Here is an 11,460-nt window from a genome sequence, read left to right as displayed (position 1 = left end):
ATATATATTTGACCCGAAGCTAAAATATCTCTCATGAACAAGTCAAAAGTCTTGATCGGGTTTGTTTTATTATGTTATATATTATTCGCTGTTTTTGAACTTAGCGGAAACGATGGTATAGCCTATTATTCACGGTCGTTAATTGTACCTCTCATTACTTTAATCTACTTGTTACTTATCAAAGACAAGAAAAGATTGTTTCTGTTATTTTTGGTGTTTTATTCCATATCAGATTTGATGGGTTTAGTTATAGATAGTATGCCTTTTGATGAGTCTGGTTCTCTTTATGACTTCAATTATTACAGTGGTAATCTTTTATATATGATTTCCTATTTATTTTTGGTAATAAAGATTTGCAAGTCTATAAGCTTTAAACATATTCTGAAGCATTACTTAGTTCATGCTATTGTCCTTATAGCACTAAATATTTATTTTATTTATGTGCTGCAAGTTATAATCAGTCCTAATTTGGTTGTACAAAACGATTATTATTTTGAGTTGGCCTATAATATTGTGGCCCTTCTTTTGTTGCCATTGTCGTTGTTGAATTATTTTTATAGAGACAACAAAAAATCCTTGTACCTGTTTTTAGGTTCTTTATGTATCGTTTTTTCTGAAGTTATGGATGTGGCCTACATTTATATTTCCGAACGAGGTATATTGAACTTTTTATCAACCACACTGATTTTATTGGCTTTTTATTTACTTTACCAGCAATCAAAATTAAATAATGTTGCCAACAAAAATGAACAATTTATGTTTGTTGATTAGGCGGTTTATTTAAAATTCATAAGAGGAATATCTTTCCGATACAAGTATATAATTATAGCCGAAAGAATAAAAGTTATTACAGCAGTTGCAAACAATACGCCACTGTCGCCATTTACTTCTATCCCGAGTTGTGTTAAATGAATAAAAATAGCACCGCCAATAATTCCCAAAGCTAGGCTTGCCCCAAGCCAAACTTTTTTCGGAATGAGCAATAAAATTCCAGAAATAAGCTCTAAAATACCAATGGTAATTCTTCCATAAGGCTCCAAACCAATTTTTTGAAAAATATAGACGCTGTCTGGATGTGCAAAAAACTTAAAACGTAAAGTTTGAATAAGAATAATGGATACAATTATTCTTAAGGATAGAGGGAGGTGTTTTTTCATCTTATAAATCTTGATAAAGTTTTAGACGTTTTTTGGGGTAACAACTTAAAATTGAGACATGATTTTTTCGATGAACGAATATTTTTGAATAAAATATCGATGAAGGGTATGTTTTTATCGTTATAATTTATAAATATTATTATATTTGTAATAACCTACTTATGTCTTAATCATGAAAAATTGGTATTCTCGTAATTTCAATAATGTCTTTTTCGGACTTTTTTTAACCATAATCATTTCAATTGGTTTTGATTATTTTTATGGAAGTGAAAATTTACTGCAGTTTATTTTACCAACGATTATACCTGTTTTTTCGGGTGTGTATTTAATAAAATATAAATTTCAAAACATCCCATTTATTTTCTTTTTGTTCTTCTCTTTTTTAGGAAATGCATTTGGGTTGGTTAATTTAAAAACTGAGGATTTTTACATTTTAAATATTACATCGTTAGCAGCACTTGTGAGTTTGATCTTCATATCGGGTCAAAAATTTAAAGTAAAGGAAGTGCATAAATTGGTAGGTATTTATCTATTGACCGTTTTTACCATCAGTTTGTTTTTTGTTTATGAGGTCATTGATATTTTCAGATATTTTATTTTAGAGGATACCGATTTCTATATGTTCGTGCTAAATTGTTTAGGTTTATTGGTGTTCGCCTTTATGTCCTTAGGTTATTATTTGAACACACAAACCAAATCGGCCATATTATTTCTAACGGCTGCCATTTGCTTTGCCTTCACTTCGCTAGTAGATTATTTTGTTATTTACTTTGCGTACAACTGGAATTTTATATTTCTTCATAAATTGCTATATGTTGTTGGATTATACCAAATAATTAAATTCATGATTGAGGAACATAGTTTGAATAGGTTGAAGCCTATTGAAGACTATGAGGTGTACTATTCTGAAATCACTTTTGCCTAGACTATAATTGATGCGCCGTTTGCAGACTTATTTTTGTTGGAATCAAAATAAAAATCAATTCTTCCCAAATTAATTCCGTAGCAACCTACTTGGTTTACGAGCATATTTTTGCCCTCAATATTTTTTACAATAGTTGGTTTGGAAAGAAAGGTATGTGTATGCCCCCCAATAATTAAATCAATATCCTTTGTGGCTTCCGCTAATTTTAAGTCGCTAACTTTATTGGGCTCTTTTCTGTAATTATACCCTAAATGGGAGAGACAAATAATGAGGTCGCACTTTTCTTCAGTTTTTAAAATGCGCGTCATATCCTGTGAAATTTCAATGGGGTTTAAATATTTGGTTTCCTTAAACATAGCTGGGTCTACCAGACCATACAACTCAATACCTAAACCAAAAATACCTATTTTAATACCAGCTTTTGATAATATTTTATAAGGTTTGGTATGTGCATCCATTATGGTATTTGAAAAATCATAATTTGCAGAAACGAACTCAAATGTTGCATGGGGCATCTGTGCATAAAGGCCTTCAATGCCATTATCAAAATCGTGGTTGCCAATGGTCGCCAAATCATATTTTAATTTGCTCATTAGTTTGAATTCCAGTTCGCCACCATAATAATTGAAATATGGTGTGCCCTGAAAAATGTCACCAGCATCCAATAAAAGAGTATTTGGGTTTTCTTTTCTAATGGACTCAATTAAACTTGCACGTCTGGCAACGCCACCTTTATTGGCATTTCTGCCATCTTCGGGGCCAAAAGCATCAATATGGCTGTGTACGTCGTTGGTGTGCAAAATGGTTATTTTGGGGCTTTTCTCTAAAGATGTAAAAGACTGCAAGCCAAAACTACTCAAAGATACTAAGGCGGTTCCTGCTGAGGCTTGTTGTATAAATGTTCTACGTTTCATTTTTTTTTTTGAAATTTTGAATTTTATAGTGCGTTCTTTTATCTGTTGATTTGAATAAACCGGTCATCCATTTTTGGGTTAACAGTGTCCAGCTTCATAAACTTATCCATTAAAACATTTCTAATTTTATAGTTTAAAACGTAAACGCTATCATTTGGTTTGAAAAAACTCATATTGTCACCTCCATTGCATAAATAGTCATTGGTTGCCACATAATAAATACTGTCCTCATAAATTTCATTTCCATTGATTTTTTCTTCCACAACGTCAAAATTTTGGTCTATGACCAGCTTAAGCTTCGATACTGGATGCGCCTTTTTAGTGTCAGCCAAATAACGAATCATCTTTTCTATTTGCGTGCCTTTTAGGGCAGCTACAACGACACTGTTTTCAAAGGGCATCAATTCAAAAACTGTTCTCTTGGTAACGTTACCTTTTGACAGTATTGAGCGTATACCACCATGATTAAGCAAAACCATATCGATATCATGGCCCGTTCTACTTTTAAAAATAGGGTTGGATTCACTAAAAACCGCATCTGCCATAAAATTTCCAATAGCTGTATTAAACTCACCATCCGTTTTCGTATAAGTGTCTGCCGAATAGGCCAAAATGCTATCTAGGTCTTTTTGAATATTATCCCTGAAAGGTTTTAAATAAGATTCAATTTCAGGGTCTTTCACTAGGGAATCTGTTATTGCAATTTGTTCGCCTTCAATTTTAGAGAGGTGCATTTGTTGCTGTTTGCAACTTGATAAAACAAAAATATATAACAAAATAAAGAAATGTGTAAACCTCATGTATAATTAAATAATTTGAATGTACTTTTGCTACCTTTGCGGAAAGTATAAAGGTAAATGATTTTAAAGGGTTTTAAAGCAAAATCTAATAAAAAGTACTTGAACAAATTGTTATCAGAGCGACAAGTAAATGTTACCGATAACAAGGTTGTAAGTTTGGGCGTTATCTTAAATATTGATGAGTTTGATGATTTTGAGGCGTTTAGAAAACTTGCCAATCAAATAGAGATTCGTCCGAATAGGTTAAAAATTGTGGCATTTTCAGAAAGCGAAAAGGATGATTTAAATTCTTGGGACGAATGCCACAACCCAAAAGATTTTGGTTGGAATGGAAAGATTAATAATTTAGAATTACAGGAGTTCCTGAACACAAAATTCGACCTTTTAATCAGTTATTATAACGATGAAGTTTTAGAACTTAAATTGATGACCACCCTTTCTCAAGCCAAATTTAAAATTGGCATTTTACAAACAGATGAGCGCCTAAACGATTTAATAATTAAAACCAATTTAAAGGAGTTTGACCTGTTTAAAAAGGAAATTTTAAAATACCTAACTATATTAAATAAAATAAATAATAATGAGTAAGTTTTTAGGAACAGGAGTTGCATTGGTTACCCCATTTAATGCAGATTTGAGCTTAGACCATGAAGCCCTAGCCAATATTGTAAATTATAATATTGACAATGGTGTTGAATATCTAGTGATTTGTGGAACCACAGGAGAAAGTGTAACCCTTACCAAGCAAGAAAAAAAGGAAGTTATAGCAACCATTGTCAAGGCCAATAGCGGGCGCGTACCCATGGTTTTGGGTATAGGCGGCAACAATACAGCTGCCGTTATTGAAGAAATTCAAGCAACCGATTTGAGCAAGATAGACGCCATTTTATCGGTTTCACCTTACTATAACAAACCTACTCAAGAAGGTATTTATCAGCATTTTAAGGCTATTGCGGAGGCTTCTCCCATTGATGTTATTCTGTACAATGTTCCTGGGCGCACATCCAAAAACATAGAACCTAAAACTACGTTAAGGTTGGCCAACGATTTTAAAAATGTTGTGGCAGTTAAGGAAGCTGGAAACAATATGGCCCAATATTTAGAGTTAATTAAAAACAAACCAGAAGATTTTTTAGTGATTTCTGGTGATGACGATTTAGCATTGGGAGTTGTCTTAGCTGGTGGAGCCGGCGTTATTTCCGTAATCGGACAAGGATTTCCAAAGGAATTTTCAGAAATGATCCGTTTGGGACTTAAAGGTGATGCCAAAGCAGCCTACAAATTGCATTTTAAATTAATGGATGTTATTGGGTATATTTTTGAAGAAAACAACCCTGCAGGCATAAAAGGTGTTTTTGAAGCCCTAAAATTGTGCAGAGATACCGTAAGATTGCCCTTGGTTCCAGCATCAAACAGCTTGAAGGCCAAAATAGCAGATTTTGTGAAAAACTTTTAGTTGTTAAATATAACTTAAACCTTGTATTTATTGGATTTTAGCCTTTATTTTAGCCGTGAAATAATATTTTTAAAATCCATTTTAATAGCTTAATTTTGCAAGCTGTAATAAAAATTAATGAATAAGTTTTTTTGCATAGTATTTGTTTTCACTGTTTTAACAAGTTGTAGCGAATTTCAAAAGGCTTTAAAGTCTGAGGATATTGCCACAAAGTTTAAATTAGGAGAAGAACTCTATAATGAAGGTGAATTTTCAAAAGCGAATAGATTATTTGCTCAAATAGTACCGAATTATAGAGGGAAACCGCAAGCTGAAAAGTTAATGTTTTTATATTCCAATTCATTTTATAAAATGAAGGATTACTATGTGGCGGGTTATCAGTTTGAGCGTTTTACGTCAAGCTATCCAAAAAGTGAAAAGGTTGAAGAAGCTGCGTTTTTTGGTGCCAAAAGCTATTACATGCTTTCGCCAAGATATTCTAAAGATCAAAAAGAAACCAAAGAAGCTATTGAAAAGCTTCAAGAGTTTATCAATGTTTTTCCTGATTCTGAATATGTGGCAGAATCCAATAAGTTGATTCAGGAATTGGATTTTAAATTAGAAAAGAAAGCCTTCGAAATAGCCAAACAGTATAATCACATATCTGATTATCCTGCTTCCGTAAGATCGTTTGATAATTTCATTTTTGAATTTCCAGGGTCAAGATTGCGTGAAGAAGCTTTATTTTACAGATTAGATTCAGCTTATAAACTGGCCATGAACAGTGTTGAATATAAAAGTACCATTCAAGATGGCTTGGTCTATCTCAAAAAAAATAGACTTGAAGAGGCCAAGGATTTTGCTAGATCCTACAAACAATCATTTAGTAACTCAAAATTTATTGATGAGGTTAACGAAATGGCCATAAATATTGACGAAGAATTAAAAAGATACAGCACAAAAAGTTAAACACAATTTCAAATGGATTTAAAAAAAACCAATGCTCCGGTAAATACGGTAACGTACGATAGAAATCAAATAGATGAGCCAACTGGAAACATCTACGAGTCTATTTCTATCATTTCAAAGCGTGCAGAACAAATCAACACAGAAATAAAAAAAGAACTTATTGATAAGTTGGAAGAATTTGCCACTTACAATGATAGTCTTGAGGAAGTGTTTGAAAACAAAGAGCAAATTGAGGTGTCAAAATTTTACGAAAAATTACCAAAACCTCATGCATTGGCCGTTCAAGAATGGTTAACTGATAAGGTTTATTTTAGAAATACCGAGGAAGATTCTCAATAATAATTTCTAAATTTATACACCATTAAATAAACTCCAATACCGTTTTTATAAATGGTATTGGAGTTTGTTTGGTTAATAAACATGGGTTTTATGAGTATATTAAGTGGAAAAAATATTCTACTTGGAATTACAGGAGGTATTGCCGCCTATAAAACAGCTTCACTGGTAAGGTTATTGGTTAAATCTGGTGCTAGCGTAAAAGTGGTTATGACGCCAGCTGCAAAAGATTTTATAACACCGTTAACTTTATCAACTCTATCTGAACACCCCGTGTATTCTTCGTTTACCAATGAGGAAGATGACAATGCCGTATGGAACAGTCATGTTGATTTGGGTCTGTGGGCAGATTTGTTCATCATTGCTCCGGCAACGGCAAATACAATGTCCAAAATGGCCAATGGTACCTGTGATAATTTACTTTTAGCAACATACTTGTCGGCAAAATGCACAGTGTATTTTGTACCCGCTATGGATTTGGATATGTACAAACACCAAAGTACACTTCAGTCTTTTGAGACCTTAAAAAGTTATGGTAATATCATGATTCCTGCAACAAGTGGTGAATTGGCAAGTGGTTTAGTTGGCGAGGGGAGAATGGCCGAACCAGAGGATATTGTTGCTTTTATTGAAAACGACATTTTAGGCAAACTTCCACTACGTGGAAAAAAAGTTTTGATTACAGCTGGACCGACTTACGAAGCCATTGATCCAGTTCGTTTTATTGGAAACCATTCCAGCGGAAAAATGGGATTTGAAATCGCTAAAGCTGCTGCAAAATTGGGTGCTGAGGTTATTTTAATTTCAGGGCCAACCCATCAAAAAGTATCAAATAGTTTAATTGAACTTATTCCCGTAGTCAGTGCAAATGAGATGTATGCAGCTGTACATAAATATTTCAAGAATGTTGATGTAGCCATACTTTCGGCTGCAGTAGCCGATTTTGCACCAAAAGAAGTAGCTAACCAGAAAATAAAAAAGAAGACTGATACGTTAATTTTAGAGCTGGAAAAAACGAAGGATATCTTGGCTTCTTTGGGAGACATCAAAAAACAGCAATATTTGGTCGGTTTTGCATTGGAAACAGAGAATGAACTTGAAAATGCAAAAGGAAAACTAAAAAAGAAGAATTTAAATTTAATTGTTTTAAATTCGTTGAATGATAAAGGAGCCGGTTTTAAAAGTGACACCAATAAAGTGATTTTTATTGATGACAAAAACCAAATAATGGAGTTTGAATTAAAGTCGAAAGCTGATGTGGCCGCAGATTTAATGAATAAAATTATATCAGAAATTAATGCGTAACTTTTTAGTCATACTATTGTTTTTCCTTTCAATTAAAGGGTTTTCACAAGAATTAAATTGTAGTTTGGTGGTTAATGCCGAACAAACAGGAAATGAAAATTTCCCAATCTTTAAAACTTTAGAAAAGCAACTTACCGAGTTCGTTAACAACACAAAATGGACCACCAAAACCGTTAAGCCCCAAGAGCGTATTAATTGCAGCATGATTATCAATGTCAGTGATTACAGCGGTGAAAATTTTCAGGCAACTTTGCAAGTTCAGTCCGGTCGACCGGTTTATGGCTCCTCATTTAGTACGCCCCTTTACAATTTCAATGACAAGGATTTCACGTTTAGGTATTTAGAATTTCAAAATCTAATTTACAATCCGTCTCAATTTGAATCTAATTTGGTTTCGGTTTTGGCATTTCATGTTTATATGATTTTAGCTTTGGATGCCGATTCTTTTGAACAAAATGGTGGTGATGAATATTACCGTCAGGCCCAGGTTATTACCAATTATTCCCAACAAGGAAATTTTAAGGGCTGGAAAGTTGAAGATGGACTGCAAAGCCGTTTTGCGATAATTGACAACGTGCTGTCCCCAACATTTAAAGAATACAGGGATGTTATGTACAACTATCATAGAAATGGATTGGATGTTATGAGTAAAGATGTTAAGACCGGAAAGGATGAAATTGCTGAATCCTTGAAAAAGTTTCAGGCCATGAACAGCCGCCGCCCAAATTCATTTTTATTGCGCACGTTTTTTGATTCCAAAGCTGATGAAATTGAGCAAATTTTCACTGACGGTCCAAGTGTAAACATTGCTGCTGTAAAAGAAACACTTCAAAAAGTTGCGCCAATGCACAATAGCAAATGGCAAAATATTAAATATTGATTTTGGCCAGAAGTTTAAAGACAGAAGCCTGGAATTAACTACTGCAAACCGAAATATGCTAACCTCCCTCTCCATAAAAAACTACGCTTTAATTAATCATCTTCAGATTGATTTCAATAGTGGATTTTCCATCATTACAGGTGAAACCGGTGCCGGTAAGTCTATTTTACTTGGTGGTTTGTCGCTTGTTCTTGGTAAACGTGCCGATTTAAGTAGTATGAAGGATACTTCCGAAAAATGTATTATCGAAGCTGTTTTTGATATTTCAAATTATAATTTAAAATCAATTTTTGAGGAAGAGGACCTTGATTTTGAAGAGCAAACTATCATTAGAAGAGAGATTTTGCCTTCTGGAAAATCAAGGGCTTTTGTTAACGATTCTCCAGTAAACTTAAGTAGTTTGCAACTTTTGGGTGAAAGGCTGATTGATATTCATTCACAGCACCAAACCTTGGAGCTTACCAGCAACGAATTCCAATTTCAGATTATTGATGCTTTGGCAAAAAATGACGAGCTTTTACAAACCTATAAGACAGAATTAAAAAATTACAAGTCACTCAAAAAGCAATTAAATGAGCTTTTAAATTTTAAAGCCGAAGCCATTAAAGAGCACGATTACAATACATTTTTGTTGAATGAACTGGTTGAAGCTAAATTGGTTGAAGGGGAACTTGAAGTTTTAGAAGAAGAATACGAAACCCTAAATAATATTGAAGGCATTAAAGAAAAACTTGCCGAAGCGTATCAGCTATTAAGTGAGGACCAAATAGGGGTTTTGTCGACGCTAACAGCTTTAAAAAATGCGTTTCAAAAGTTGTCAACATTTTCATCAAAATATGAAGATTTGTACAACCGAGCCAATAGCAGTTTAATTGAAATGGACGACTTATTCAATGAGGTCAACAATTTGCAAGAAGATTTGGATGCCGATCCCAACCGATTGGAAGTTGTAGATAGCAAGCTTAAGGTTCTTCATAACTTAATGCAAAAACATGCCGCTTCAGGTATTTCGGAATTGGTTGAGATTAGAAACCAGCTTGAAGAAAAAGTTTTGGTTACAGAAAATTTGGATGGCAACATTCAAAAGAAGGAAGCAGAAATAACCTCAAAAGAAAAGGAACTGAATGCCATTTCGAAAGAACTAAATAAAAAACGAATCGAAGTTATTCCTGGTTTAAAGCAACAATTGGAAACCATTTTAAGTAGTTTGGGCATGCCCAATGCACAATTTAAAATGCAATTGGTTTATGGTGATGATTTCTTTAACAATGGAAGGGACGAGTTGTCCTTTTTATTTTCAGCCAACAAGGGAGGCAGTTTTAATGAGTTGAAAAAGGTAGCTTCGGGTGGTGAGTTATCGCGAATTATGTTGGCCATAAAATCGGTTTTGGCTCAATATATCCAGTTGCCAGCTATTATGTTCGACGAGATTGATACAGGTGTTTCTGGTGAAATTTCAAATAAAATGGGCGATATTATGTTGGAAATGAGCAAAACCATGCAGGTGTTTTCCATTACCCATTTACCTCAAATTGCTGCCAAGGGGCATTCACATTTTAAAGTTTATAAGGAAGATGTGAACAACGTTACGCAAACCAATTTAACAAAATTGAATTATGATGAGCGCATTGTTGAAATAGCCCAAATGCTCGGGGGCTCAGAAATGTCGTCATCTGCCATAGCCCACGCCAAGGAATTGCTAAACTAAAAAAGTAAAAAGTTTAAAATAAAAAGTATAAAGTTTAGTATTTTTGAAAGTATTAAAACTAATTAACTAAACAGCTATACAACTAGCGACTTAACAAAATAGATATGTCATATAATTTACTTAAGGGAAAAAAAGGAATCATTTTTGGGGCACTAGATTCAAATTCTATTGCATGGAAAACGGCAGAGCGTGTACATGAAGAAGGTGGAAAATTTGTTTTAACGAATGCGCCAGTAGCTATGCGTATGGGGCAAATTAATGAGTTGGCTGAAAAAACAGGTTCTGAAATTATTCCGGCCGATGCCACTTCTTTGGAAGATTTACGAAATTTGGTAGAAAAGTCCATGGAGATTTTGGGAGGCAAAATAGATTTTGTGTTACATTCCATAGGGATGTCTATTAACGTTAGAAAAGGAAAACACTACACTGATCAAAATTACGAATGGACACAAAAAGGTACTGATGTTTCTGCAATTTCATTTCATAAGGTGATGCAAACACTTTATAAGGCTGATGCCATGAACGAGTGGGGAAGTATCGTGGCATTGTCATACATGGCCGCACAACGCGTGTTTCCAGATTACAACGACATGGCCGATAATAAGGCGTATTTAGAGAGTATTGCGCGTAGTTTTGGCTATTTCTTCGGAAGAGATAAAAAAGTACGTGTAAATACCATTTCTCAATCACCAACACCAACAACTGCAGGCAGTGGTGTAAAAGGTTTTGATGGTTTTATTGCCTACGCCGATAAAATGTCGCCATTAGGTAACGCTACGGCGTTAGACTGTGCAAACTATACCGTAACCTTGTTTAGTGATTTAACCAAACGAGTTACCCTACAAAACCTTTACAATGATGGAGGTTTTAGTAATATGGGTGTTAGCGACGCAGTTATGAGTACCTTTGTTGGTGACGAATAAAATAAAATTTTTTATTAAGGAAAAGCCACCCGTAGAAAGGTGGCTTTTTTGTTACTTTGTGTTATGCAAGTCCATAATGGGCATTAGGTATAAATATAAAGTATAAAC

13 protein-coding genes are annotated in these 11,460 nt (G+C 34.0%); 10 read left to right on the top strand and 3 right to left on the bottom strand.

Annotation, left to right across the window (positions count from 1 at the left end):
- Window positions 1–33 precede the first annotated feature (33 nt).
- On the top strand, window positions 34–771 hold the full coding sequence (locus ACB104_RS02540; RefSeq protein ID WP_370476709.1) for a hypothetical protein: 738 nt from the start codon (window positions 34–36) through the stop codon (window positions 769–771).
- Between the two features lie 5 nt (window positions 772–776).
- Here ACB104_RS02540 and ACB104_RS02535 read toward each other — a convergent pair whose 3' ends face one another.
- Window positions 777–1,157, bottom strand: a complete 381-nt coding sequence (locus tag ACB104_RS02535; RefSeq protein WP_370476708.1) for a DoxX family membrane protein — start codon at window positions 1,155–1,157, stop codon at window positions 777–779.
- A gap of 172 nt (window positions 1,158–1,329) precedes the next feature.
- On the opposite strand from ACB104_RS02535, the gene ACB104_RS02530 reads away from it, so the two are divergent.
- The gene (locus ACB104_RS02530) at window positions 1,330–2,082 is read left to right on the top strand and encodes a hypothetical protein (protein ID WP_370476707.1); all 753 of its coding nucleotides are present in this window, start codon (window positions 1,330–1,332) and stop codon (window positions 2,080–2,082) included.
- Here the strand turns inward: ACB104_RS02530 and ACB104_RS02525 are convergent.
- Window positions 2,079–2,996 carry a bifunctional metallophosphatase/5'-nucleotidase gene (locus tag ACB104_RS02525; protein WP_370476706.1) on the bottom strand — a complete coding sequence of 306 codons (918 nt, stop codon included), beginning with the start codon at window positions 2,994–2,996 and terminating at the stop codon, window positions 2,079–2,081. The two genes, ACB104_RS02530 and ACB104_RS02525, sit on opposite strands and share 4 nt — an antisense overlap.
- A 38-nt stretch (window positions 2,997–3,034) precedes the next feature.
- Window positions 3,035–3,730: a 5'-nucleotidase C-terminal domain-containing protein gene (locus ACB104_RS02520; protein WP_370476705.1), complete on the bottom strand. Its 696-nt coding sequence runs from the start codon at window positions 3,728–3,730 to the stop codon at window positions 3,035–3,037.
- A gap of 123 nt (window positions 3,731–3,853) precedes the next feature.
- Here ACB104_RS02520 and ACB104_RS02515 point away from each other — a divergent pair, with 123 nt between their 5' ends.
- From ACB104_RS02515 to ACB104_RS02480, 8 genes are all read left to right on the top strand, one after another.
- Window positions 3,854–4,384 (top strand): DUF6913 domain-containing protein, encoded by a 531-nt coding sequence (locus ACB104_RS02515; protein WP_440871013.1) that lies wholly within the window; start codon window positions 3,854–3,856, stop codon window positions 4,382–4,384.
- Window positions 4,377–5,252, top strand: coding sequence for a 4-hydroxy-tetrahydrodipicolinate synthase (dapA, locus tag ACB104_RS02510; protein ID WP_370476703.1), 876 nt, complete (start codon window positions 4,377–4,379; stop codon window positions 5,250–5,252). The genes ACB104_RS02515 and dapA overlap by 8 nt, the downstream gene beginning before the upstream one ends.
- A gap of 117 nt (window positions 5,253–5,369) precedes the next feature.
- Window positions 5,370–6,200 (top strand): outer membrane protein assembly factor BamD, encoded by an 831-nt coding sequence (locus ACB104_RS02505; protein WP_370476702.1) that lies wholly within the window; start codon window positions 5,370–5,372, stop codon window positions 6,198–6,200.
- A gap of 12 nt (window positions 6,201–6,212) precedes the next feature.
- The gene (locus ACB104_RS02500; RefSeq protein ID WP_370476701.1) at window positions 6,213–6,539 is read left to right on the top strand and encodes a DNA-directed RNA polymerase subunit omega; all 327 of its coding nucleotides are present in this window, start codon (window positions 6,213–6,215) and stop codon (window positions 6,537–6,539) included.
- A 90-nt stretch (window positions 6,540–6,629) separates the two neighbouring features.
- A complete protein-coding gene (coaBC, locus tag ACB104_RS02495; protein ID WP_370476700.1) occupies window positions 6,630–7,841 on the top strand; it encodes a bifunctional phosphopantothenoylcysteine decarboxylase/phosphopantothenate--cysteine ligase CoaBC in 1,212 nt (403 codons plus the stop codon).
- Complete coding sequence (gene porD, locus ACB104_RS02490) at window positions 7,834–8,721, top strand: type IX secretion system protein PorD (RefSeq protein ID WP_370476699.1); 888 nt, start codon at window positions 7,834–7,836, stop codon at window positions 8,719–8,721. The genes coaBC and porD overlap by 8 nt, the downstream gene beginning before the upstream one ends.
- A gap of 55 nt (window positions 8,722–8,776) precedes the next feature.
- Window positions 8,777–10,429, top strand: a complete 1,653-nt coding sequence (recN, locus tag ACB104_RS02485; protein WP_370476698.1) for a DNA repair protein RecN — start codon at window positions 8,777–8,779, stop codon at window positions 10,427–10,429.
- A 104-nt stretch (window positions 10,430–10,533) separates the two neighbouring features.
- Complete coding sequence (locus ACB104_RS02480; RefSeq protein ID WP_370476697.1) at window positions 10,534–11,352, top strand: enoyl-ACP reductase FabI; 819 nt, start codon at window positions 10,534–10,536, stop codon at window positions 11,350–11,352.
- Window positions 11,353–11,460: the final 108 nt, after the last annotated feature.

Source organism: Tamlana flava (assembly GCF_041287255.1).
Classification (GTDB): domain Bacteria; phylum Bacteroidota; class Bacteroidia; order Flavobacteriales; family Flavobacteriaceae; genus Tamlana; species Tamlana flava.
The sequence above is the reverse complement of the archived record's forward strand: the minus strand, read 5'-3'. Positions and strand labels throughout refer to the sequence as shown.

What these genes read in the sequence shown, in the direction of transcription:
- ACB104_RS02515 (WP_440871013.1), top strand. Translation starts at nt 3,854, where the DNA reads ATGATTTTAAAGGGTTTTAAAGCAAAATCTAATAAAAAGTACTTGAAC.
- porD (WP_370476699.1), top strand. Translation starts at nt 7,834, where the DNA reads ATGCGTAACTTTTTAGTCATACTATTGTTTTTCCTTTCAATTAAAGGG.
- coaBC (WP_370476700.1), top strand. Translation starts at nt 6,630, where the DNA reads ATGAGTATATTAAGTGGAAAAAATATTCTACTTGGAATTACAGGAGGT.
- dapA (WP_370476703.1), top strand. Translation starts at nt 4,377, where the DNA reads ATGAGTAAGTTTTTAGGAACAGGAGTTGCATTGGTTACCCCATTTAAT.
- ACB104_RS02480 (WP_370476697.1), top strand. Translation starts at nt 10,534, where the DNA reads ATGTCATATAATTTACTTAAGGGAAAAAAAGGAATCATTTTTGGGGCA.
- ACB104_RS02540 (WP_370476709.1), top strand. Translation starts at nt 34, where the DNA reads ATGAACAAGTCAAAAGTCTTGATCGGGTTTGTTTTATTATGTTATATA.
- ACB104_RS02535 (WP_370476708.1), bottom strand. Translation starts at nt 1,157, where the DNA reads ATGAAAAAACACCTCCCTCTATCCTTAAGAATAATTGTATCCATTATT.
- ACB104_RS02520 (WP_370476705.1), bottom strand. Translation starts at nt 3,730, where the DNA reads ATGCACCTCTCTAAAATTGAAGGCGAACAAATTGCAATAACAGATTCC.
- recN (WP_370476698.1), top strand. Translation starts at nt 8,777, where the DNA reads ATGCTAACCTCCCTCTCCATAAAAAACTACGCTTTAATTAATCATCTT.
- ACB104_RS02505 (WP_370476702.1), top strand. Translation starts at nt 5,370, where the DNA reads ATGAATAAGTTTTTTTGCATAGTATTTGTTTTCACTGTTTTAACAAGT.
- ACB104_RS02525 (WP_370476706.1), bottom strand. Translation starts at nt 2,996, where the DNA reads ATGAAACGTAGAACATTTATACAACAAGCCTCAGCAGGAACCGCCTTA.
- ACB104_RS02530 (WP_370476707.1), top strand. Translation starts at nt 1,330, where the DNA reads ATGAAAAATTGGTATTCTCGTAATTTCAATAATGTCTTTTTCGGACTT.
- ACB104_RS02500 (WP_370476701.1), top strand. Translation starts at nt 6,213, where the DNA reads ATGGATTTAAAAAAAACCAATGCTCCGGTAAATACGGTAACGTACGAT.